Genomic DNA, 23,926 nt, shown 5'->3' with positions numbered 1-23,926 from the left:
CAGGGATAAGATTGTCATGCCGTATTCTAGGGCCATCAGCCACACAACACCGCCGCCCTGACCGGATCAATCGCCACAAGTCCGGCCAGCAATGTCTCCCTGCGTTGTGCCGTCAGCACCTTATCTTGTTCACTGCGTTGGGCTTTCATCCGCAGCAACTTAAGTTGCCGGGCTTTCACCTCAAACATTAGCACCGGTTCCCACTCACTCAGACCCAACGGTTCGCCGGCGTCCAGCTCCGTAAGCAGATGCAACGCCATCTCATTTTTGCCGTACTGCTCCGCCACCCGCGCCATCAACAAGCGCTGGAGCCAGCGGGGACGCACCCCCATGATCCCCGGCAATTGCCCCAGCCAACGCAACGCGGCCTCAATACCTTCACTGTCCGCCAGTTGTAACGCCTCCGCTTCCAGCGCCAGGATGTCATTCTCACCCTGTGCCGGCGGGGCGTCCGGTAACCCGTGGTCCTGGGCCGCCATCACGTCCCGCGCTATCCACTGACCGGTCACCTCATCGGCAAACGGTGTTCCGTCGTTATAGGCCAAATTCTCCAGCCCCGGCAGGCGCCCAAGCAGGATGCTCAGATCCTGTTTCACAATATCCGCCCAACTTTCATCAGGATGGTCCAATTTGCTTAATGCCTGACAGAGATACCACTGTAAATCGAGCCAAAAGTGGTTAACCCCTTCCGCAAACATCCGGTCGACCTGCGCCAACAACTCATGCCAACTTTGTTGCCGGTAGAGCCGTTTCAACTGCGCCCGGTATTCCGTACGAGGCGGCACCAAACGGGTCAGTCCGGTGGTATCCTGCGGCGGTAACTGATGGACGGTATCCCAGCGCAGATTTTTCATCAGGCGGTGACTGGATAACCACCCGTGCGGTTGATCATGCAGATAACGCGCCAGTTCACGCGCCTGTTCCAGCAAATCACGCCCGGACTGCACGGGCCGCACGACGGGTGACGGCCCGTCACCGTTCGCCGACGCGGTCTGTGCGATAGTTTGCGGCACCACGGCGTCAACACCGCCCGATTGGGCCAGACGGGTTTCCAGGGGGCCCGCCAGCCCGGCGAGGGTGGGACGAGCCGCCGCGTCCCAGTCGGCAAACACGTGTTCCAGTAACGCCAGCGCGGCCAGCACGCGTTCAAAATCGGCGCGATTCACTTCCGGGTAGCGGGATAAACTGGCCTGAATTTTGCCCCCGGTCAGCCATACCAGCGCAGCCTGACGGCTGCCTGCCCGATGGGGTAGCAAGGTTTCGCCAAAACGGTCCGCCAGCGCGGCTAACAACGTCAACCCCTCAGCCAGACCGTTTTCACCCTCCTGATGCAGACGCGCCCAGACGTAATAGGTCGCCACGCGAACATCTTTGCAGTAGGTCATCAGCAGTTTTTCCGCCAATTGACAGATAAGGGCCGTATCAATGCCACTGAGTTTATTGACCTCCTCACGCATGCGCTGAAAATCATCGTGATGAACTGGATCCTCCCCGGTCGGCGCTTCTGCGCTAATGGGCAACAACCACGTCGTCCACCGTTCGGTCTGCTCTCGGGCGAGGGTCAACACATCACGCTCACCCAGACAGGTTGTTATCAATCGTTGCAACATGATCCCTCCGTCAGGTCATCGTCATCGACCAGTGAGATGACCGGGTCATCACCCGGTGTCGTGTCAAAAATCTCCTTCGGCAACGTAAATCCCCGCAGTTTCAGCAACGCCAGCGGCCCGCTGCCCATTTCCGTACGTAATATCCAGGTCACCGGTAAACCGTCCGGCATAGTGAATGTCAGCCAGTAACGGCTTTCATCCCACTTTTCCGCTTTCGCCTGCGCCAGCCAGCGAATGAGTCCCCAGGTTCCCGGATAATCACCGAACAGCCTCGCCCCGGCATTGACACTGGTCCAGGTCAGCATCACCCCCGGTTTATACGTCTCTCCCGGCCAGCGAAAACGCTGCCAGCTTTCCATCTGGTTGAAGTAACGCAATTTCTGCCCGTCTATCGTCAGGTCGGTTTCCACCACATCCCGCGCCGCTCGCGCGCGCAGTTCAAACCGCAGTCCCTGACTGCCGTCCGCAAACAGCACATCCGATAACTGACTGAGCTGATTCACCGCTTTCAGGAAACGCGGGTTAACCTGCAACCCCTGACCGTTCACTTTATCCGGCACCCAACGGTTGCCGTCTTTATGCAATACGCCGCCTAACTGGCGCGTCAAAAACTGCTCAATGCGCCCGGTGTCCGGGCGGATAAACTGCCCCAGCATCGGCAATGAAATGTCACTCTGCCCACCGGCAAACGGGTAGCGACCGGCAAAGGCGGTATTCCAGTTAGCCACTATTGCTGTCTGCCACTGTTCATTTAAACTTGCCGCTGCCGGTTTCAGTATTCCCTGCCATGCCTGATTTAACGGCTGTACGAACATCGTCTGACCAAAACCGCGCCATTGGTCACCCAAACTGGCCGCCATCAGATTGCCGTAACCCTGGGTCTCCGTCAGGTCGGTGCTTTTGCCCTGAAACACCGTCTGCGCCAGCCTCCCCGCCCTCTCTGAGGGATCATCACTGGTGTTTATCTGTTGCAGTTTCAGCCGCACCTGAGTAACTCTGGTCAGGAAGGTTTGTAAGTTGAGGTTGCTGTCCGCGGTCATCACACTTTGTGGATTGTTTTTCCCCATCAGCGCCAGTAACGGACCGAAAGTGCTGTCCATCGGTCCGTTTACTTCGCCAGCCTGTTGGTTAATCACCGGCACCGCCGTTTTATTCAGCAACGTCTTCGCGGATTTCACCCATGCATCCGATAACGCCGGCCCCTGCTGGCCGGTTTGTCCCTGATACGCCACCGTGTTCATCAACGCTATCAGCGGGGACTGGCGCCCGTCCGCCATCAGGGTTAACTGGTCTGTCACCCCGGCCAGATTACGCGCTTTATTCCAGCGCAGGCTGTTGAGAAAATCCTGCCAGGCCCCGGCAAAATCGGTAAAGTAACGCGCGGTCAGGCGGGCTTTCAGCTCGGCCGGTGAGACGGCTGCCGGGACGGCCTGATGGTTATCACTCAACACCCAGTCAATCGCTTCCTTACGTGAAGCTACCGCGTTATCAATCGCTTTCTGTATCTGCCCTTCCCACGCCTGACGGGTAAACATTCCCGGCACCACGCGTGTCGTGGTAAACAACCGTTCCGCCTCAGTGTCGCCGGTCATTTGCCTTAAGGTCAGGTCGGCATAATCCTTCTCCACCGATTGCAGCATCTGCTGGTAGAGCGTGGCTTCCGCATTGTGCCGCCCCATCTGCGCCAGCAATATCCGGCGCGCCTGACTGACCAACGCCGTGTCCGGCGTAATCCGCCATTCCGGATGGGCGGGCAGATTCTCCGCATAAAAATCCCACAAATCCGGGGCCGCACTCAACCAGACACCGGGGGCAATACCGGCCCGGGCCGGCTCATTTTCACTCAGGACGCGGGTTAAAAACGCGGCCTCCGCTTTCTGTGGGTAGGCCATCATCAGATACGCTTTGAGTTGGTTGTGCGCGGCTTTCGCCCGGCGGACCCGTTGCGGGCTGCCCGGGGGCAGATTCACCAGCGCGCTCAGTTTTTGGCGCAGTATCGCCGCCGCCTTATCCCGTATCAGCCGGTTATTCATTTGGGTGTAGTACGGCAACACCGCCGTCAACAGCGGCTGATTTTGATTCAAACCGAAACGCTGATACCAGGGTGCCCCATGTTCGGCCCGGTACTGCAACCGGCCCATTTCATTACGCAGCGCCTTAAACGCCATCAACTGGGCATCGGACGCCTCAGGACGGGCTTGCAAATCAGTCACCGCCGCGTTGACCCCCGCTATCTGGTCGCGGTTGGTAAAAAAAGAAAGCACACTGCCCGCGCCCCACAATAAGGCCAGGGCCATCAGGCCGTGATAAACGTTGCGCTTCTGGATCCATCCGACCCGTCTGCCATGCCGGTGCCGACTGTCAGCTAATACCCCCTGCCAGGCGGTATCGGGCAACCAACTTTGCGGTCCTGCATCCAGGGTCGCTTCCAGCGGCAGACTGAACATCAGGCCACGCAACGACACGACCTGAGCGTACTCCGCCAGCCACGGCGTCAACACCTTGCGCCAGTGGTCAATGCCTGTTTTCTCCAGCGTGGAGGCCAGCCGATATAAAAAATCATGGGCATTATCGGGCAACAGTTGCTGCATCCCCCGCTTGCGTATCGGGTCAATCAACTGGTGCAGTTGGGTCTCCACAATCTCGGGGGTACAGCGTTCAGGCAAAAAGCACCCCACCGCTTGAGTCACCCGCCCTTCCTGTGACCAGAGACTGTGACACACCTGCCACAAATAGACAGGCGCCTGCCAGTGCAACTGTTGGGCCTGATTCTGCAACATCCGCAATGCCTTATCCATCCAGACCGGCTGCGCGCTTTGTTGTTCGGTCAGCGCCCAGACGATACCATTAAGCGGACGGAAACGGCGCAAGCGACGCAGGGCCGCCAGTTGCGCGGCATCGGGTTCAGTTTGCAAACTGCCGCCCCACAGCAGGAGCGTACGATGGCCCTCCAGCCAGTGTTGCGTCGTCAGCCCCGGTGCGATGGCTTCCACCTGTTCAGGTTCGCCCACCAACAACAAGATACGGACTTTATACCACCAGAACAGGCCATAACGACGGTGCAGACGATCGCCTAAATCACCATAATTATACGGTTTGCTGACGGGCAAAAGTGATCATAAGTAAGATATTTGACAGGGAACTGAAAGATAATTATGGGAAAAAACTGGACTAAGTGGGAAGTTATGGAGATTCAATTGTAAATCCTTTTCAGTATTTGAAAGGCAGACCGAACGAGAATCATGCTTAGTCTGCCATCTAATTTTACTAAGCTCAATCAGTTTGACCTGCCTATTCAGATTCGTTATCGAATAACTTACCTTGTAGGCGATCTAGTTCCTCCTTTCGAATACGCTTCACTACGCTGTAAATCCATTGAATAGAAACACCAAACTTGCGAGCCAGATCATGATGATTTTTACCGTTAAACTCGTTGAAAATCTCACGATCACGGAGGCTGACTTTCCAAACCATGCCCATAGGAAAATAGACATTTTGACCGCCCCAAACCTGCATCATATGGTTCGCAACAGCTTCGCCAATTTGTTCAGCTAACGCAGGCTCAACATGGATTATTTCACTGACCGTACAGGCTGTGTGCTGTGCCAGTTCTACCAGCAGTTCAGGACCTTTGCTACGAAAGTTATTCACATCATTCATACTTTTTCCTCGTGACGCGGTTCCGCCACTTCTTCAGTTTTTCAATAATGCTGCTGGCTTGGCCTGAATCCAACCACTGTAAATCATCAATATCTGTTTCACGCTTAACCCAGTGAGCTAAGGCTTGTTCAGAACTATTATGAACAATACCTATAGATGCCATTTCCAACCACAATGCACGTATCTTCTTTGAGTGGGGGTGGCAATCTAATGAACGCGATGTTTTGGATTTCTTAGGGGATTTAATCTTAAAACCGCGCTTTTTCATCGCATCCAAAACGCGAGTTAACTGCGGGATATCCATTTCCCGCGTAGAGGCTTTTCCGGTCTCTGAAAGTAGCATCTGGCGATACGTATCTTCATCTAGTTTTAGATTACTATGTGCAATATGAATAAGCTGAATAAGTTTCTGTTTTGCCATCTTATTCATCCTCTGCTATGTACTCTCTAATTGAGTAAACCAAAATAGTCAGCATTAACTTGATATTACTGAACCTGGCTTTTCGGTATAAGACCGTTTTATCCATGAGTGGTCTCTAGTGGTTGTAAATCCCATGTTGCCACAGATACACCGTATTGCTGACTACAATGTGGACAAACCAAGATTAAATCAACAACCCACTCACCAAACTCAGGAGTCTGGATAACCTTGGCTTGTTTTAGATTCATTTTTTCAACAGGTTGTTTGCAGTGATTACATGTTATTTTCATAAGTATGTTCCTTACTTAATTTTCTGTCCAAATAGGATAATTGAAAAATTTTCTTTTCCTGAATTAATTGATATTCCATTAATATCTTTTACAATAGCTTTATTTACATAATTGCGGGGTGTAGAAAGCGGATTTAGCTTTAAACAGAATTTTTATTTTTACCATATTTAATTACCTGTTACTTAATGAATGTATTTATTAATACCAATATATCCACTTCTTTTCCTCAACAAAGAAAATTTTTTTCAAATAGATCGATAATGAAATGTCGGTATTAATATTTCCAAGACTTCTATTTCTCTGGTTATGGTATGTTACATCCTTGTTGTAACCAACTTGAAATTAATAAAACCAAAAATTAGTCGAATACGCCTTGCATATTTAACTTGTGATAAGGCAGTTTTAATATGAATATTACCAATATTAATTGTTAAGTAGAACTTTTTCTCATAATGATATCTTTAGCTAACACTGCGAATAATATTGGCATCAACCATAGATATCTCATTAATTGCAGCCATATTCATCGCTGCAATAATCAGGTTTCCAATAGCTAATGGATATAATAAACTAACGGTCTCTTTACCGCTATGCCGACTAAGACATAAACGGTCACGGATAGCACCAATAGCGCTATTATCTAAGATCTTGTTAGTATTCATACCTACACGACCAAATTTAAAATCCAGAAATGTTTCTAGATAATCATTAAGAGGAAACAAATTAACAACCTCACAACGTTGTACTACTTCACGAACCTCTTGATTACGTTCCGATAGCTTTAATTCCAGCTCAGACTGACCAATCAAAATGATCGATAACAGTTTTTTAAATCCATCTTCCAGTTCAAAGAATCGTTTAAGGTGTTTTAATGTTGGTAAAGGCAACGAGTGTGCTTCTTCTATTATTAACACATGCTGATAGCCAGCCCGTGAACTGTCTTTCAATATCTTGTGCAACTGGCGGAAGCGTGCTTCAGGCGATCGTTTCAAGTTTTCCAATGGCGCTAAGGTATTCACAATAGCTTCAGCAATGTTTGATGCTTTCAAGGTCTTACCTTTTACATCATTGTCTTCCATTGCTAATACATAGGGTTCAATAACAATAACGGGGGTATTTTCCCTGTTAATACGGTCAATAAGATCACGACGCAGTGTCGTTTTACCTGAACCCGATTCCCCTGATACTGCCAGAAAACCACCATAGCGGGCTGTTTGATACATTGCTTCCCGCACATAACGGCTATCTGGAGTCACAAAAACATCTTCAGCACTTTGAATTGCACTATCTTCAAATGGATCACGAAATAAACCAAAGTGCTTTTTCGTAGCTGGAAATAATACTTGTTTTTTTAGTAACATGTTTTCATCCTTGGAAATGAAGGTTGTATTTTTATTATCGGCATAGGTATCTAATTTATCGGTTGCTTGTACCACCTCAAAACTTTTTGCGGTATCGATACCTTTTCTTGCCAAGAAATCAGTAATACGTTGACGAATTGCATCCATGTTCTGCCTTGGCCATATATTGTGATTAACAATTTGAGCCAACGCCGCCGCTGAAATTCCCGCAGCACTTGCTGCTGCACTTTGCGTTAACTGATGTGTCTGTAACTGCTGTTTAAACACCAGCATAATAATCCCCCCGTTAAGCGGCTACCTTTATTTTTGCATATGCCATTGATAATAAGAGATAGCAACATCATTCCCTGGCCAAATATCCTGTATATTTCTTACGTTATAATGAATTTCACGAAAAAAATTGTATCACTTTTATAAATAAACCTTAGTTGTAATTTGAGTTTCCAATGAAGGTAGTGGATTATGAACTTTAATCGCCATTTTCTTTTCCTTAAATATACACAATGAAAAACTAATTACCGTTGATAATACTGCGTGCAACAATTGCTGATTGCCCCATGAATTCATCAACCAACTCATCAATTTGATCTGTTGGAACACCATTAGGAAAGCGTTTAACTATTTGCTGATAAAACTCACCACACCATGTTTTGCCATGTGATTGGAACCGTTCACGTAAAATTTTGACAACATCAACGGGGTTCATAAGCTGTTCAATACGTGGACTATGTACTGTAGAAGCTTGTCCACGTTTTGGCATATACGTTGGTGCATCATTATGTTCAATATCCAAATATGGATCAAACCGACCATTGAGGGGGAGTGTTTTCAATTTACGCGCTATTTCAGTTTCAGCCGTGCTGTTTGTCCCCATGATTTTCTGTTCAATTTCGGCTAAATTACGTTGTGCAATTGTTTGAGGAATGGCCTGGAATTCACGACCAATTACAGGTGCGCCGATGGCAAAACCGTACTCATCTTTAGTGACTTCATTAACAAGATGGAAAACATCAAAGCCATCTTCACCAGTAATGACTACCTGTGCCTCTTCGTCACGCCAAGGATTGCGGGTGATCATGATTGAATCACCAACACTCACGCTAGGAACGGTACTGACGTCATACTCACGTCCCCTGAAAGATACTCGCAAGGTTGCCTGTACTTTACGGCTTTCTGGTGCGCCAATTGCCAGTTCACGACAAACGTTAATGGCAGGTGCTTTTACTAACTGTTCTGCTGTGATTTTTAACCAGCAATCTGTACGGGTTTGTCCATGTCGACTATGTATTGCACTACGGTTAAATTTCATACGCCATAGCCGTGCCAGACGGTTAAGCTCATCAATATCATCAACCTGTCGAAAACGTAAACCGGACTCGAAATTGCGTTCAATGATGTCACGCGCTTTTTCAACAGAGCCTGTAGCACGGGCGTTACGGGCCTTGTGTTGTATCATTTGAATGCCTAGAGCTTTGCACAAGTTACGTAGTGTAGGTGCTGTCAAAGCTGAACCGGGGTCAGTAAATAAAATTTGGGGTACACCGTGTAATACATCTGCGTCACCGCGATCTTGCATTGCGTTAATTAATACAGAAGTAAAATTCTGACTGGTTTCACCGCCAAATAAGTATTCAACATATATCCAGCCACTTGTATGATCTGTTAATTCAAACGACCAGACACGATCATTAATAATACGAGCCAGATTTTTCGGCTTATTTTTATTAAATTCAGCCACAGGCATCATGCGTAATCCACTGTCAACTCCATTATTTTTATTAGGATTTTTTAGGTAATACAGTACGCAAATTGAGGCGTCTAATTCCCATACATGATTAGGATGCAAGCTAGCTAATTGTAGGCTGGGTGCAGACACTTTCAACTGTTCAGGATGAAGTTTGTACTGGCGCAATGCACGACTAATAGCGTCAATAGATAACGGAGAAAATTCGCCCGTTTCGGTATCAATATGGCCTGCATGAATCAGGCCGTTTGAACGCAGATCATTAACGGCTTGTTCGAGGCTATATAACCGTTTCCCTGTATTACGAGTGGCCTCCATCAATATCCCTGAAATCAAAGTTGCTTCTTCACGTGTCAGTGCACTATTGCCTGCATCAGAACGTTTCTTACGTGGTTTTTTGCCAAAAACTTCACCGAGTTTTTTAATCAACGTTGAACGTGACATACACAGCTCTTCACAAGCCGCCCGATATATTGCCTCTTTACCGCCATGTCCGGCTTTATGTGCTGCCTGTGCAATAGAAACTAATCGTTCGGTTATTGTGGTATTCATGTTATTACCCTTATTCCGTCAGTTTCTTTTCAAGCATTTTTTCAATTCAGATTTATTCATGTGCCTCTTCCTTATCCATCCATTCTGGTCGTTTAAATCCTTCCTCTTCTGCCTCCACACCTTCTTTAGCCCAATCAGGAACAATGCTGTGTTCTCTGTACTCAGGTAGATTAAAGTGATTACGCAGGTTACGAATTTTGACTTCAAGGTCATCGAGTACGCCTGCCATAAACCCAACATGGCTAATGTCAGTACGTGTGGTATGGCCATTAAGCGTTTCAAATCCATTGAAAAGATTGGTGATAGCGGCATCAACAGAAAAAGACAATGAATTAACCTCTTGTGTCAAAGCAGCACCTTCCTCTTCAGGTTTTTCATGATTAATTCGGCGCTGAAGTTTGTGCTGGATTGCAGATTTCTCCTCAATCAAATTACTAACAAGTTCCTTTTTTTCCTGCACCGTCTGGCGGGAAATTTCCAGATCAGCGCGTGTATCACGTAGGGTCTTACGTAGTTCGCGGACAGACATGCAATCAATATCATCTAATGTCAAACCTGCTACAGTGCCACCTTCAGCCAATTCTGACAGTTCATCATCGTCTTCAAGCATCAATTCATACAGTTTGGAACGTCCCAAAAGCGAAAACGTTTTCGCTTTTGTCTCTAATCCAGGTGAAAGAAATTTGAGTGCAGCTTGTGCCATTTTTTGAGCAATGCGAGGTTCCAGACCGAGTTGATCCTTAACGATGTCAACAAATTCACCATGAGGTTCATTCTCTTTAAGAATAATGAGGCGCTTCCCAGCTTCCAACATCGCTTCAGCACTCTGAGCCATATAGAAACGGGTTTCGTGAACGATACGTTCACGTTCATATGGCAGACCATCTCCAAACTGTTCCATGATTTGCAGGCGGTGTGTTGTCATAGCGTTGAGATTGACCTGCAGATCGTCAGCAAGTTGAACATCTTCGGCTAGTTTTACTGATGTTGTATTTTTTGAGCGTGCCATTGTATGAATCTCTTGTTAATTAATTTCTGCTACCAGCTAAAACGCGCTGATTCATTTCTGTAATTTTGGCTTGGGTGTTAGCCATTTCATTTGAGAACGATTGTGCTATTTGCAGTAATTGCATACCGGGTGCATATCTGCCGCTACCCAGTTTTTGCGCCAGCCCTTCTTCTATTAATGTATTTAGTGCACGATTAATATTTGCAGGAGATTCCCCCAGTAATTCCGCTAATTCACCATTACTCATCCCAGACAAGGAATGACCACGTAGAGCCTTAAGAACTCGTAATATGCGCGTACCAGAACTGGAAACGTTAATTTTGCGCATGTCACATTCTCCCTTTTCAATATGTGATAATCTGTTACATAGAGTGATAAAATAGTTAGGCTAAATTTAAATGCCTAAACTAGGCGTTTTCAGACCTAGCTTTACAGCTATTTCATGGGCCTTTCCGTAATTAGCTTTGGATTGTCCATTAAGAACTCGGTATACAGCTTCACGGGAATACCCGTTATCCTGTGCCCATTGGGTAATAGTGATGCCGTGTTGTTGAAAGCGGCTTTTAATTTTATCGGGTGTCATGCAATGGCCTCCGGTAATGCAATGATGTTTGTACGATATGTGACATTATTGTCCCATTAATGGGACTTGTAAAGGGTTTTGGTGACAAAAATGTCTCTTGGTGAGAGATTAAAAAAAGAGCGTGAGCGATTGGGGTTTAGTCAGTCTGATTTCGCGGAGATGGTTGGCGCATCAAGAAAATCACAGATAAGGTGGGAAAAAGATGAATCTGCACCAGGGGCTGACGCTATAAGCCTTTGGGCAAAAGCTGGTCTTGATGTGTTGTACCTGATCACAGGACAAGTTGAAAAGTCAGCCTCTACCGCTTACAAAAACAGTGAGATAGATGAAGAATTACTGGGAAAAATTGTTCATAAACTAGATTCGATGGCACAACAGGCTAATCGCCGCTGGACACCCGATGAACTCGTCCTGCAATCATCAAAAATATATAACTTTTTAATCAAAGAGTCGGCTGTCGATGACAGTAGAATTGATAGAGTATTAAAACTGGTTGTTAATCATTAAGAAAATAAAGGATTTGCATGAACAGAAGAGATGAAGAATTACAAACATTAGCAGGACAAGTTTTTGATAGCCTTAAACAACTTCCCCAAGATGGGCAGGAACGACAGATAACCATCAGCGTTGGTGGCAATAATCATGGCTCTATTCATGTAGGTTCAGTCGTCAATATTAACCCCACGCCATCTCGGTCACGTGAGCTTCATGAAAGGGATAGTCGGGAGTTACTTGCTATAAAACGAGAATTACTTATAAAAAATAAAGATGCTAAATGGCGTTATTACATCAATACACCTTGCTTGCTATTACTTAGCCTCGTGCTTATAGCATTTACGTTTCCCCTATGGAACGCTTATATGATGTTTTTTGGTGGAGGATCTACTAATGTATTGGCAGTTAATGATAAGACATTAATAATCTTTATCTCTTGGACCGTACTGATGATGATTTGTGGAAAAAAAATGGACAAGAACAGGAAGATAGAAAATAGGATAATAGGTGAAAATCAGAATGTTATTGATACCATAGACGTAATCTTGCGACGTAGAAATTCTTAAAAATATAGTTATTTTTTATTTTATATAAGGGTATGAGCTGTGCGTAAGTTATTAATTCCCGCAATATTTATTTTGGCGGGGTGTGGTGATGGAACAGAAAATAGCGTTCAGATTGAGTCTGAAAAAGCTCCAGCCCCTGTGTTCTCAATAGCAACAGATGATCCCACTATCAATCGATTATTGCCAACTATTAGAAAAATGTGCCCAGGATTGGATAAATACTCTGATCAATTTACTGACATCACAGTTTACGAAAACAGTTATCCTTCACGCACAACTATCAAATTTCATATTGATGAAAATGCCAAACTGCCCAATGATTATATAGCTAATGGGAATAATTTTTTTCTTGATATAGAAGATAACGAAACAGTTTTATCTATATCTAAATCAGCTTGCCAATCTGTTTGTTTAGATCAACAGAATGTACCTGGTGGAACGTTGAAATTGAAACTTTAGAAACAAATAGGATATTTATGTCTACTACAAACATAGAAAAATTTAATGAAATTGTAGGTATTATATTTGGGAAATTATATGAGTCATTTCCTTTAAAAATAGATCTTTTATCCACAGAGATAATCGGTGAACCCCTTCAATATTCTGATGGAACATCCTCTGATGAACTTTGTACTACAGTAGAAGATCATAGATTTTTTCTGGATACCGTGGATTGGCTCATGACGAATGGTTATTTGGCAGGGACTATGAGCTCTGAAGGTTGTCATAGAGCCGTATTAACCGCTGAGGGTTTAGAAGTTCTCAAAGTAATCCCTGATAGCTTAGAAACTCCATTAGGTGATCGTATTAAGGAAACATTGAAGACTGAAAGTAAAGAAGCATTAAGGTCTTTAGTTAGCCAAACTCTTGGAATAGGTTTACAGTTTGTGTCCCGTTCTATTGGCTTGAGTTAAAGGTAAAAAATGGCAAAGCAAATATATTGCCTTGCCATTCTCGGTTATTAGAAATTACAAATGATTAGCTCTTTACTCTGTTTAGCTTTCCCCGTAACTTTCAAGTTGTAACCGATATTAACTGCTTGCATTGTCAACCCTTTGAACGCCTTGCGCATTTCTGGAATATCGTTCACCGAAATCACCATTTTCCCTCGGATGGTATGTGCTAATTCTGCTAATAGATCATAGTTCTCAAGCCCGAACTCTATGCCATATCCCTCTGTACCCCAATATGGAGGATCACAATAAAACAGTGTATGCGGTCTGTCGTACCGCTGGATGCATTGTGCCCAGTTCATATTTTCAATGATCGTTCTTGCCAGTCGCAGATGAGCCATTGATAGCTCTTCTTCTATTCTGAGTAAATTAAATCGCGGGGGGCTGGTGGTGGAAGTACCGAAAGTATGTTCAGCAACCTTACCGCCAAATGCCTGCTTTTGGAGATAGTAGAAACGCGCTGCTCTCTGAATATCGGTTAGCGTTTCTTCGGGGGTAATCTGTAACCATTTATAAATTTGGCGGCTGACCAATGCCCATTTAAATTGCCGGACAAACTCTTCCAAGTGATGTTTTATCACGCGATAAAGATTCACCAACTCACCATTAATATCATTAATCACTTCACATTTGCTCGGTACTTTTAGGAAATACAGTGCAGCAGCACCACAGAACGGTTCGACATAACAGGTATGCTCAGGAAATAACGGTAAAATATGTTTTGCTAATCGGCGTTTACCACCAATCCACGGAACGATGGGTAAAGCTTGTTCTTTCATTATCAGTAAGCCTTTTCCATTAGCTGAAAATGAGCCAGGCTTTTCCGGTCATCAATAATCAATAACGGAAAGAGCCTAGATTGACTCACAGTACATACCTGTGAGTTGATAGCCTACCCAGTGTTCGAGCGTTAGGCAGGTCGCTCTTATCCTGTCTTTTACTTTTCTGATGCGCTCTTAACGCCCTTTAAAATCCTTTTCCCGATAAATTGACAAAACTGTTTCCATCAACGACTACGGAGACAGTTCAATGAGAACTTTCAAATCGTTTGTATCACTTATCAAAAAATTACGCCTCGGTGGCTGGTTGTTAACAGCTGTTCTATTGCTGCTTACTATCGGTTTAGTTTCCCCTCAACAAGTCCCCGTCGTTATATACAAATTATCGCTTATTGCTCTGGCTGTTGTCTTGGGGTACTGGCTAGACCGCAGTTTATTCCCGAAAGCAAGGCCCGGTCAGTATCTGAAACATGATGAGATACTCATGAAAGAAGGAAAATATCCCGTTCAGACTGGCTACCATCTGGTGTTTGCGGCTGTTCTGATACGCCGTGCACTGATTGTTGCCGCCACCTGTCTGAGCGTAGCTACAGGGTTATGATTATGAATTGGCGGCAGATTATCAGAATTGTACTGTTGTGGTGTGGCGGTATGGTCAGCCCAGCATTGGCTAACGAACCACCACACCGTTCGCAGCAATACCGCAATGACTTGATACGTGCTTCTCGTGTGATCTGGGGATTGAATGCACCTGTAGCTGATTTTGCCGCGCAGTTGCATCAGGAGAGTGACTGGAAATCACGAGCTATTTCGCCTGTTGGTGCTCAAGGTATGGCCCAGTTTATGCCTACAACAGCGGATTGGATTAGCCAACGCATTCCTGAATTATCCAATAAAGATCCCTTCAATCCAGTCTGGTCTATACGGGCAATGGTTCACTATGACCATTGGCTATGGCAACGCATTAAAGCTGCCGATAAGTGCCAAAGAATGGCGATGGTGCTGTCTGCCTATAACGGAGGCTTAGGCTGGTTACTACGGGATAAGAAGAAAACCGAGGCAGTTGGTCTCAATCCGTGGATCTGGTTTGGTCACGTTGAATTTCAGAACGCAGGGCGCCGTACCTCAGCATGGAAAGAGAATCGCTATTACCCCCGACGCATATTACTAGCACTCGCACCGCGCTATTTGGCTTGGGGAGGTGCTAGCTGTGCCAATTAAATTGTGGGCTAAACCTATTGTATTGATTTTGGTGCTAATTGGCATGTTCGCTTTGGCTCATTGGCGAGGCCATGCCACAGGCTTTCAGAAAGCAATGGAGATCGGGAATGCCGCATTGGCACAGCAGAAAGCCGCATTTCTCCTATTGGAAAAACAACGGGTAGAACGGGAACTGGCAGCTCTTAATGCTTTGCAGAAACGTTACCAAATGCAGGTCAATACGGCGCATCAGGCAGAAGCTAATTATCTCAATGATATTGAACGACTCCGCACTCAAAACCAGCAACTCAAGAGGAAGATTGACCATGTTACTCAACGTTGGATGGATGAAAAACAACAATTTCATCCCGTTAATTGCGTGTTTACTCGTGGCTTCATGCAGCAATACAACGCCGCCTTCGGCCTGTCCAGTGAACAAACTTGCTCTGCCTCCGTTACCTCCGGCGCTGATGAAACGTCCTGTGGAAATGAAAGCTCTGATGCCCAGCTACGGCCATCCGGTATCACGCAACGAGATATCCTCGCCAATATCATCGACAACGGGGAACAGTGTCTTGCATTGAAAGCTCAGGTTAATGGCTTGCTGGATTACATCGAAGGATTACAACAATGACATTACAGATTGAATTTTGGGCTGCCGTAGGTTTTCTGCTCTCTTTCCTCGGTTTCATTTTTGGCATCGCAAAGTGGTTATTCAGCAAGGCCGAAGAGCGGCAGGAGGAAAGACACGCCTCGTTAGAGCAAGCGCTTAAAAATTCCGTAGACAATTGGTCTCAGCTCGAACGTGAGTTTATGCAGTTTAAGGCTGACTTGCCGCTGAATTACGTGCGCCGTGAAGATTATATTCGTGGTCAAACAGTAATTGAAGCCAAGCTGGATGCGCTTTACAGCAAATTAGAGATGGTGCAGCAGCACCGAATTGCCGGAGGTAAAAATGATTGATGTTGCTCGTGTTCGTCGTGAATCATTGCGCTGGAGTCTGTTGGTCGCACTGAATAAAACCCGCCCATATACCGCCAGTGAAACTCTGTTATTGGATATATCTCGCGCGATTTATCCTGACGTCACTGCATTGGAATTACGGAAGGAGTTAGATTATCTGGCAGACCGTAAATTAATTGACCTCAATAAACAGCCATCGGGTAGTTGGTTTGCTGACTTAACTCGTATTGGTGTTGATGTTGTTGAATATACGGTCGAATGTGGCCTTGGTATTGCTCGTCCTGAAAAGTACTGGAGTGAATAATGGCGCGTCGAAGCACAATCGATAAACTCCCTGAAGACGTTCGGCGCTGGTTGGAACGAGCGTTGACTGAATCAGGGTTTAGTGGATACCAAGAACTCGAAACCTTGCTGCGTGATCAAGGTTATGTAATCAGTAAGTCCGCTATTCACCGTTATGGACAAAAAATAGAAAAGCGATACGGTGCAATACGGGCGGCAACAGAAGCAGCACGGATGCTCACAGAAGGTGCCGTGGATGATCAAGATGCACGCTCTGAGGCTGTGATTGCTTTAATTCAGACTGAACTTTTTGAAAGTATTATTCAACTTCAGGAAGCTGAAGACGGAGAAGTTGCGCCAAAAGAGCGCGTCACACTGCTTTCAAAGGTGGCAAAAAATGTAGCTACACTCTCTCGCGCTAGTGTGAATCTGAAAAAATTCCAATCTGAAGTCCGGGCACGGACTGAAGCTGCTGCAAGTAATGCAGAGAAAATTGCACGCAAAGGTGGATTATCTGCCGAAGCAGTTGCAGCATTACGTCGGGAAATATTGGGAATTGCTACATGAATCAGCTTGCACCTGTTCTGCCAGATACTTCCTCAATAGCAGCACCTGTTGTCTTATTGCCATACCAGCAACGATGGGTGGCCGACTCGTCTCCTCTTAAAGTCAATGAGAAGAGTCGTCGAACGGGAATTACTTGGGCTGAAGCGTCAGATAATGTACTCATCGCTGCATCTTCTGCCGCCGCGGGTGGTATGAGTGTGTATTACATCGCCTATAACCAAGATATGACCATTGAATATATTCAAGCCTGTGCAATGTGGGCTCGTGTTTTCAACTATGCGGCCAGTGAAATTGAAGAAGGGTTCTGGGAAGAAGACGAAGATGATAAGCACATCAAAACTTTCACTATCAAATTTCCAGACTCTGGATTCCGTGTAGTGGCGCTTTCTAGCCGTCCGTCTAACTTGCGTGGCCGTCAGGGGATCATTGTCATTGATGAGGCTGCTTTCCACGAACAGCTCGATGAATTACTGAAAGCGGCACTAGCCATGCTTATCTGGGGCGGCAAAGTGCGAGTGATCTCCACCCATAACGGAGACAGCAACTTGTTTAATGAGTTGCTGAACGATATCCGGGCAGGACGCAGAGATGGCGTTATCCACCGTATTACCTTTAAGGAGGCTGTGGCTGAAGGACTATTCCACCGTGTCTGCTTACGTACCAGACGTGAATGGTCACAAGAGGCTGAACAACGGTGGATGATGTCGGTGTACAAGTTCTACGGAGCTGGGGCATCAGAAGAATTGGACTGTATTCCTGCTAATGGTGGCGGAGCCTGGTTGTCCCGCGCTCTGATTGAATCTCGGATGTCTCCCGATACGCCACTGCTGCGACTAACTTGTCCGAAAGGATATGAGCTTAAATCCGATGAAATACGCCGCACAGATACCGAAGAGTGGCTAAAAGCCAATCTGAAGCCGTTGTTGGATGCATTGCCCTCTGATGCTCGTTCGTTTCTGGGACGCGATTTTGGCCGCAGTGGCGATTTGTCTGTGGATTATCCATTGCTGCAACAAAAAAGTCTGGTACGCAGAGTGCCGTTCGTGCTGGAGCTGCGCAACGTGCCATTTAAACAACAGGAGCAAATCACTTGGTATCTAATGGATGGACTTCCTAATCTGCTGGGTGCAGCCTTTGATGCCCGTGGTAACGGTGCTTATCTGGCCGAGTATGCCATGCAAAAATATGGTGCCAGCCGTGTGCAGCAAGTCATGCCCACCGAAGGTTGGTACCGTGACAATATGCCCCCGGTGAAGGCTGCGCTGGAAGACGGCAATCTGGAGGCGCTGCCAAAGGATGAAGACACTTTGGATGATCTGAGGGCAGTACAGGTCATTAACGGTATTCCCCGTGTACCTGATCAGCGCTCAAAAGCAAAAGCGGATGGCGGCAAGCGCCACGGTGATGCAGCAATAGCCCTTGCTTTGGCGTACTTCGCCAGCCGTGAAATTAACAAAGGTCCGGTGAAGGCAAATTCCCGCCGACGCCGTCAGTCTGCACGTATGCTGGAGGGATACTAATGTCTCGTGGTATCTGGGTTTCACCAACAGAATTTATTAACTTTTCCGAATCAAAGCAGTCGTTCACTGAACAAATTGCATCGCGTAGCCGTTCCATTGACTTCTACAGTCTGGGGACATATCTACCTAACCCTGATCCTATTCTCAAAGCTCAAGGGCGGGATATTCGTATCTATCGTGAATTACGTACTGATCCTTTGGTTGGTGGATGTATTCGCCGCCGCAAGGCCGGAGTGAAAGCACTAGAACGTGGTGTAGAACGTAGTAATGCCCCTGTGCGAGTCTTTAACTTTATTCGTGACATGCTTGCGGATTTGGATATGTCACGCATCATTGGCGAAATGCATGAAGCGGTTCTGTACGGTTATCAGCCTTGTGAATTGATGTGGAGTCAGCATCAATCATGGTCAGTGACGGATATCGTTAGCAAGCCACCTGACTGGTTCCACTATGACCGTGATAACCAACTGCGTTTTCGTGCTCGTGATGCAGGCGTTGAGGGAGAACGGGTTCCTCTCTATAAATTTGTAACGCCACGTCAAGACGCCACTTATGACAACCCTTACGGATTTCCAGACTTATCAATGTGCTTCTGGCCCGTTACCTTTAAGAAAGGCGGCATGAAGTTTTGGGTACGCTTTGCCGAGAAGTATGGTTCACCGTGGGTAATTGGAAAGCATCCACGAGGTACGCCACAAAGTGAAATTGATCTGTTATTGGATTCGATGGAAGCAATGATTGATGATGCAGTTGCCGCCATTCCTGATGATTCCTCCGTTGAGATTAAAGAGGCAGCAGGTAAATCAGACAGCAGTGATATTTATCAGAACTTAATTACCGTTGCTCGCAGTGAGATCTCCATCGCGTTACTGGGACAAAACCAAACGACCGAAGCAAACAGCAATAAAGCCTCTGCACAAGCAGGATTGGAGGTAACGGATGATATTCGTGATGCTGATGTTGACGTTATCACCAGCGCCATTAATCAGGCTATACGCTGGGTCGTAGAATTGAACTTCGGTAACGTTGAATGTCCGGTCTATCGTCTTTGGGAACAGCGGTCGGTTGATGAAACACAGGCTAATCGTGACGTTAAGTTGAGTCAGGCTGGTGTCAAATTTACTCCGCAATACTGGAAACGCGAATATCAATTGCAGGATGGGGATATTGATGAAACAACCTTGTCAACCACGCCTATTCCCCCACTCCCACTGGCGTTTTCTGAAGCTGTTAACGCAGATTTAGCAGCACAGGACACCTTAGATGAAGCGCTGGATATTTTGATGAATGAAGGATCATTGAATGAATCGTTGAGATCTCTACTGGCTCCTTTGTTCCATCGTGTTCAAAACGGTGCTAATCCCAGCGATCTTATAGGAGAGTTAGCCGAGCTTTATCCACAAATGGACACAGATGGTTTGCAAGAGCGGCTAGCGCGGGTTTTGTTTGTGTCTAACATTTGGGGACGCTTGCATGAGCATAACCACGCCTGAACTGGCGTATTGCATGACATTACCTCCCAAGCGAGCCATTGGTTATCTGCAATCTAAGGGCTACAAGATAACCTGGGATTGGGAAGAACTTTGGCAAGAGACTCATTCCCATGCATTCACAGTGGCGAAAGTCACGCGTCTGGATATTCTGGAAGATATTCGCCAGGCGCTACAGCAGGCACTGGATGAAGGCAAGACTGATCGTTGGTTTCGTCAGGAGCTGGAGCCAACATTAAGACGTAAGGGGTGGTGGGGAACGAAAGAAACCGATGACCCCGTTACAGGGGAACGTGTCACTGTTCAGCAAGGTAGCCCGTGGCGTCTTGATACTATCTTTCGTACCAACATGTCAGTGCTGTACAGTGCAGGCCGTTGGACCGAACAAATGGAAAATGTTGATGACCGACCGTACTGGATGTATACAGGGATCAACGATAACCATACACGCAAGAGCCATCTTGCATTACATGGTTTGGTATTTCGCTTTGACGACCCATTTTGGCAAGCTTTCTATCCTCCTAATGGTTGGTGTTGCCGTTGCAGTGTGATTGCTCTCAGTCATGATGACGTTCGTGTCAGAGGGATGAAAGTTATGAATTCAGGTAAAGCAATGGGCTGGGAGTTGAAATTGGTTTCACAAAAAACAGGTGAGATGCAGCCCGTTGCTACATTCAACACAGGTATAACAAAAGTGGCGACTGATGTAGGTTGGTCATATTCGCCGGGGACAGCATATCGTCCCGATTTGACCAGATATCAGGGAGAGCTCTCTGGACTGGCCCGCCGCGAACTGAGAGGACAGAATGAGTAATCTTACTATCACCATTAATGATGAAGACCTAAGACGTGGATTACGGGCATTAGAATTGGCTGCTAATGATCTGACACCTGCCATGCGTAAAATTGCTGGGACATTGTCAGCAGAAACCGCCTTTAACTTTGAAGCTGAAGGGCGCCCGGCATGGATACCCTCTGTAGCTGCAAAGGAACGTGGTGGTCAAACGCTGCAAAAAACTGCTCGTTTGATGAGTTCAGTCAGTACCCGCTATGATTCCCATACGGCAGTTGTCGGTACAAACTTAGTCTACGGACGTATTCATCAATTGGGAGGTAAAACTGGCCGTAATCAATCTTTATTGCTACCAGCCCGGCCTTATCTGCCCGTAACAGAACAAGGCGAATTATCACCAGATGCAGCAAGAGCTGTATTAAGCACCATTCAACGACATCTTGAATCAGCGGCGCATCGTTAAACTTTCCCTCCCTATGCGGGTGATTTATCATTGTCATTCGTAAGAGACTTTATAAAGCGTTTACAGACTCAAATTTTCGATATCTAATTGCATGCAGTTCCACTTTCTTATTTCCTTCCCAAGTTTTTTCTAAAGCAGATTAAAAGTCGTTTTTTCTGATCGTGGAGAAACTGCCTCTATTAACGTAATAGAGGCAGTGAAATGAAGTCACTTCACATTTTCAAATCCGGTACACATACCGATATGAATGGCAAACAATTGCCGTTCAGCCCTGCAGATTTGCAAGCTTGTGCAAAGGCTTATGACTCATCGTTGCATGAAGCACCGATTGTGATTGGTCATCCAAAAGACAATTTACCCGCCTATGGTTGGGTTAAATCGCTGACGTCTTCCAGTGATGACTTGATTGCAGAGCCTCAACAGGTTGATGTTCAGTTCGCTGAACTGGTCAATGCAGGCCGCTATAAAAAAATTTCTGCTTCTTTCTATTTACCTGATTCCCCAAACAACCCTAAACCCGGCGTGCTCTATTTGCGTCATGTCGGCTTTTTGGGCGCACAGCCACCCGCCATTAAAGGACTGAAACAGGTTGAATTCAGCGAGCAAGAACATGGTGTCGTGGAGTTCTCTGATTGGAGTGACATCACTAACGCTTCACTTTGGGGGCGTCTGCGAGAATTTTTGATCAGTAAATTCGGTATGGACGAAGCAGACAAAGCGCTTCCTTCTTGGCAGGTGGATTCATTACGTGAAGAAGCTTATAGCACGACTCAGTCTACTCCTTCCTTTCATGAACCCAATAACACACATCAACGTGAGGAAAACATCGTGATAAATGAAGAAAAAAAGGCGCTCAAAGATGAAAACACCCGCCTGAAAGAACAGCTTGTTGCCCGTGATGCTGCCGACGCAAAGCGCAAACAAACTGAGCAACAGGCCGGAAACGTGGCATTTGCCGAAAAGCTGGTCGCAGACGGCAAATTGGCGCCTGCTGCCCAATCTGTCGTGGTCGCCTTGCTGGACGCTGTAACTCAAGGAAATTCCCCTGTCGAGTTTGCTGAAGGTGATGTGAAAAAGCCACTGGCTACCGCGTTTAAAGATCTGCTGAGTTCTGCCCAGCCGGTTATTGATTTTGGCGAACATGCAACAAAAGACCGGGTTGACCAAAACACGTCATCAGATATTGCTGAGTTTTCTGATGCAGATCCTGAGCGTCTGGCGCTGCATCAAAAAGCCGTCGCTCTGGCGAAGAAAGAAGGTATCAGTTACGACGTAGCCGTTGCCCGCTGTCTGTAACACTGTGACCGTAACTATTAAGGAGAGATAAATGTCTGATTATTTGAAAGGCAAACGTATTGTTGACCCTGTGCTAACCAGTGTTGCACGTGGTTATAAAAATGCGGCATTCATTGGCGAACATCTTTTCCCTGTCGTCGAAATGGAGAAAGAAGGTGCTAGTGTGCCGACATTTGGTAAAAGTGCTTTTGTGGAATATGACACCAAGCGTGCTGTTGGTGCCAACAGTAACGTTTTGATCCGTGAGAAAGGTTCTTCGTTAGATATCGTGCTCAACGAGCATGATCTAGCTACACCTGTTGATTATCGCGAGAAATCAGAATCTTTATTTAATGAAGAAGCAAAGGCAATCCGTCGTTCCACCAATGGCGTGAATCTCAAACGCGAACTGTATGCAGCTCGATTGGCACAAGACCCTGCGGTTTACCTCAGTGACTCAGTGAAGAGTCTGACAGTTAATGAACGTTGGGTTGGCGGCAAAGGTAGTCCAATCAAAGTCATTGAAGCTGGAATTGATGTTGTTCGTACTGCCATTGGTGTACGTCCAAACCTCATGACTATGGGGGCTAGCGTGATGTCACTGTTGAAGTTTCATCCTGAAATTCAGGCAGCTATTGGAGCCAACGAACGTAAACGTATCACAATAGAAATACTCAAAGATCTTTTCCAAATCCAGAACGTTGTCGTTGGTGAACCAGTTTCTACCCCAAGCATTAAAGAAAATCCCGTTGATATCTGGGCTGATAATTTGATGTTGCATTACGTATCACTTCCGCAGGCAGGAGCAGAAAGCGCCGATGAGTATGAGCCTTCATTTGGTTATATGTTTCGCCGCAAAGGAATGCCTGTAGCGGATAAATATCCGGGTGTTGGCGGCAAGGTGAATTACTGCCGTTATACCGATATTTATAAAGTTGCGGTTGTTGGAGGTGATGCTGGCTATCTGATTACCAATATTGTGAAGTAAGAGGAACAATCATGGCAGTAACACAACAACCCGTATTGACCACGACCATCATCGCCACGGCTAATATCGTACAGCATCGTTTGGTGGGTGCCGATAATGCCCCTTGTCAGGCTGGAGCCGTTGCACTTGGTATAGCGGAAATGGATGCGAAAGCAGGTGATGCTATTCCAGTCAATGTCTTGGGTATTATTGCTGTTGAAGCAGGTGGGCCAATAGCTCGTGGGCAAGTCGTACAGTCGGATAAGAATGCTTGCGCAGTACCACTAAGTTCTGCGGAGAATGCTGCCGGAACATCTATCGGATTTGCGCTGGATGAGGCCACGGCTGCTGGCAATGTTATTCGCATCTTACGTGGTGTATGA

At 46.4% G+C, this 23,926-nt stretch carries 27 protein-coding genes and 1 pseudogene; 17 read left to right on the top strand and 11 right to left on the bottom strand.

Translation table 11 applies throughout. The features are described 5' to 3' along the window. Positions 1-35 precede the first annotated feature (35 nt). The 10 genes and pseudogenes from tssA to LG003_RS05785 all read right to left on the bottom strand — a co-directional run bounded on the left by tssA (position 36) and on the right by LG003_RS05785 (position 11,230). Positions 36-1,610, bottom strand: a complete 1,575-nt coding sequence (tssA, locus tag LG003_RS05830) for a type VI secretion system protein TssA (protein WP_262980363.1) — start codon at positions 1,608-1,610, stop codon at positions 36-38. After that, a pseudogene (locus LG003_RS05825) lies at positions 1,595-4,687 on the bottom strand (ImcF-related family protein); the annotation flags it as partial. The pseudogene LG003_RS05825 and the gene tssA, both read right to left, overlap by 16 nt. A 214-nt stretch (positions 4,688-4,901) precedes the next feature. Then, positions 4,902-5,270, bottom strand: a complete 369-nt coding sequence (locus LG003_RS05820; protein ID WP_036843675.1) for a Mor transcription activator family protein — start codon at positions 5,268-5,270, stop codon at positions 4,902-4,904. Next, entirely contained in the window at positions 5,263-5,691 is a 429-nt protein-coding gene (locus LG003_RS05815; protein WP_036843674.1) for a gp16 family protein, read from the bottom strand. Before LG003_RS05815 ends, LG003_RS05820 begins: the two co-directional genes overlap by 8 nt. Before the next feature lie 98 nt (positions 5,692-5,789). Next, on the bottom strand, positions 5,790-5,981 hold the full coding sequence (locus LG003_RS05810) for a hypothetical protein (protein WP_036843673.1): 192 nt from the start codon (positions 5,979-5,981) through the stop codon (positions 5,790-5,792). A gap of 461 nt (positions 5,982-6,442) precedes the next feature. Further along, positions 6,443-7,615: an ExeA family protein gene (locus tag LG003_RS05805; RefSeq protein WP_036843671.1), complete on the bottom strand. Its 1,173-nt coding sequence runs from the start codon at positions 7,613-7,615 to the stop codon at positions 6,443-6,445. Positions 7,616-7,853: 238 nt separating this feature from the next. Continuing rightward, the gene (locus tag LG003_RS05800) at positions 7,854-9,638 is read right to left on the bottom strand and encodes a DDE-type integrase/transposase/recombinase (RefSeq protein ID WP_036843670.1); all 1,785 of its coding nucleotides are present in this window, start codon (positions 9,636-9,638) and stop codon (positions 7,854-7,856) included. A gap of 52 nt (positions 9,639-9,690) precedes the next feature. Next, positions 9,691-10,647 (bottom strand): DUF3102 domain-containing protein, encoded by a 957-nt coding sequence (locus LG003_RS05795; protein WP_262980362.1) that lies wholly within the window; start codon positions 10,645-10,647, stop codon positions 9,691-9,693. A gap of 19 nt (positions 10,648-10,666) precedes the next feature. Continuing rightward, positions 10,667-10,975: a helix-turn-helix domain-containing protein gene (locus LG003_RS05790; protein WP_036843667.1), complete on the bottom strand. Its 309-nt coding sequence runs from the start codon at positions 10,973-10,975 to the stop codon at positions 10,667-10,669. Positions 10,976-11,041: 66 nt separating this feature from the next. Further along, on the bottom strand, positions 11,042-11,230 hold the full coding sequence (locus LG003_RS05785) for a DNA-binding protein (protein ID WP_036843666.1): 189 nt from the start codon (positions 11,228-11,230) through the stop codon (positions 11,042-11,044). Positions 11,231-11,320: 90 nt separating this feature from the next. Between LG003_RS05785 and LG003_RS05780 the strand changes: the two genes are divergently transcribed. From LG003_RS05780 to LG003_RS05765, 4 genes are read left to right on the top strand one after another with little or no spacing between them, the layout of a single operon-like run. Further along, positions 11,321-11,737, top strand: a complete 417-nt coding sequence (locus LG003_RS05780; RefSeq protein WP_081738155.1) for a helix-turn-helix domain-containing protein — start codon at positions 11,321-11,323, stop codon at positions 11,735-11,737. Between the two features lie 17 nt (positions 11,738-11,754). After that, the gene (locus LG003_RS05775; protein WP_036843665.1) at positions 11,755-12,291 is read left to right on the top strand and encodes a hypothetical protein; all 537 of its coding nucleotides are present in this window, start codon (positions 11,755-11,757) and stop codon (positions 12,289-12,291) included. 39 nt (positions 12,292-12,330) lie between these two features. Continuing rightward, positions 12,331-12,750, top strand: a complete 420-nt coding sequence (locus tag LG003_RS05770) for a hypothetical protein (protein ID WP_262980361.1) — start codon at positions 12,331-12,333, stop codon at positions 12,748-12,750. A gap of 17 nt (positions 12,751-12,767) precedes the next feature. Next, a complete protein-coding gene (locus tag LG003_RS05765; protein WP_036843664.1) occupies positions 12,768-13,205 on the top strand; it encodes a hypothetical protein in 438 nt (145 codons plus the stop codon). 47 nt (positions 13,206-13,252) lie between these two features. On the opposite strand, the gene LG003_RS05760 is transcribed toward LG003_RS05765, so the two are convergent. Continuing rightward, complete coding sequence (locus LG003_RS05760; RefSeq protein WP_262980360.1) at positions 13,253-14,023, bottom strand: DNA adenine methylase; 771 nt, start codon at positions 14,021-14,023, stop codon at positions 13,253-13,255. A gap of 250 nt (positions 14,024-14,273) precedes the next feature. On the opposite strand from LG003_RS05760, the gene LG003_RS05755 reads away from it, so the two are divergent. From LG003_RS05755 to LG003_RS05695, 13 genes are all read left to right on the top strand, one after another. Beyond that, positions 14,274-14,624 (top strand): putative holin, encoded by a 351-nt coding sequence (locus LG003_RS05755; RefSeq protein WP_036843661.1) that lies wholly within the window; start codon positions 14,274-14,276, stop codon positions 14,622-14,624. A gap of 2 nt (positions 14,625-14,626) precedes the next feature. After that, on the top strand, positions 14,627-15,244 hold the full coding sequence (locus LG003_RS05750) for a transglycosylase SLT domain-containing protein (protein ID WP_036843660.1): 618 nt from the start codon (positions 14,627-14,629) through the stop codon (positions 15,242-15,244). Continuing rightward, positions 15,234-15,857 (top strand): hypothetical protein, encoded by a 624-nt coding sequence (locus tag LG003_RS05745; RefSeq protein ID WP_112879764.1) that lies wholly within the window; start codon positions 15,234-15,236, stop codon positions 15,855-15,857. The genes LG003_RS05750 and LG003_RS05745 overlap by 11 nt, the downstream gene beginning before the upstream one ends. After that, positions 15,854-16,186 carry a hypothetical protein gene (locus tag LG003_RS05740; RefSeq protein ID WP_088371073.1) on the top strand — a complete coding sequence of 111 codons (333 nt, stop codon included), beginning with the start codon at positions 15,854-15,856 and terminating at the stop codon, positions 16,184-16,186. The genes LG003_RS05745 and LG003_RS05740 overlap by 4 nt, the downstream gene beginning before the upstream one ends. Beyond that, positions 16,179-16,490, top strand: coding sequence for a hypothetical protein (locus LG003_RS05735; protein ID WP_112896738.1), 312 nt, complete (start codon positions 16,179-16,181; stop codon positions 16,488-16,490). Before LG003_RS05740 ends, LG003_RS05735 begins: the two co-directional genes overlap by 8 nt. After that, positions 16,490-17,035: a DUF3486 family protein gene (locus LG003_RS05730; RefSeq protein ID WP_112879738.1), complete on the top strand. Its 546-nt coding sequence runs from the start codon at positions 16,490-16,492 to the stop codon at positions 17,033-17,035. The genes LG003_RS05735 and LG003_RS05730 overlap by 1 nt, the downstream gene beginning before the upstream one ends. Further along, complete coding sequence (locus LG003_RS05725; RefSeq protein ID WP_262980359.1) at positions 17,032-18,555, top strand: hypothetical protein; 1,524 nt, start codon at positions 17,032-17,034, stop codon at positions 18,553-18,555. Before LG003_RS05730 ends, LG003_RS05725 begins: the two co-directional genes overlap by 4 nt. Next, positions 18,555-20,048 (top strand): DUF935 domain-containing protein, encoded by a 1,494-nt coding sequence (locus tag LG003_RS05720; protein ID WP_262980358.1) that lies wholly within the window; start codon positions 18,555-18,557, stop codon positions 20,046-20,048. Before LG003_RS05725 ends, LG003_RS05720 begins: the two co-directional genes overlap by 1 nt. Then, entirely contained in the window at positions 20,029-20,859 is an 831-nt protein-coding gene (locus LG003_RS05715; protein WP_262980357.1) for a phage head morphogenesis protein, read from the top strand. The genes LG003_RS05720 and LG003_RS05715 overlap by 20 nt, the downstream gene beginning before the upstream one ends. Continuing rightward, the gene (locus LG003_RS05710) at positions 20,852-21,301 is read left to right on the top strand and encodes a phage virion morphogenesis protein (protein WP_112878810.1); all 450 of its coding nucleotides are present in this window, start codon (positions 20,852-20,854) and stop codon (positions 21,299-21,301) included. Before LG003_RS05715 ends, LG003_RS05710 begins: the two co-directional genes overlap by 8 nt. A gap of 201 nt (positions 21,302-21,502) precedes the next feature. Then, a complete protein-coding gene (locus LG003_RS05705; RefSeq protein ID WP_112878811.1) occupies positions 21,503-22,597 on the top strand; it encodes a peptidase in 1,095 nt (364 codons plus the stop codon). 31 nt (positions 22,598-22,628) lie between these two features. Next, positions 22,629-23,564 (top strand): hypothetical protein, encoded by a 936-nt coding sequence (locus LG003_RS05700; protein ID WP_036843639.1) that lies wholly within the window; start codon positions 22,629-22,631, stop codon positions 23,562-23,564. An 11-nt stretch (positions 23,565-23,575) separates the two neighbouring features. After that, positions 23,576-23,926, top strand: a complete 351-nt coding sequence (locus LG003_RS05695) for a DUF2190 family protein (protein ID WP_036843636.1) — start codon at positions 23,576-23,578, stop codon at positions 23,924-23,926.

Source organism: Photorhabdus kleinii (genome assembly GCF_025384885.1).
Lineage (GTDB): Bacteria > Pseudomonadota > Gammaproteobacteria > Enterobacterales > Enterobacteriaceae > Photorhabdus > Photorhabdus kayaii.
The sequence above is the reverse complement of the archived record's forward strand: the minus strand, read 5'-3'. Positions and strand labels throughout refer to the sequence as shown.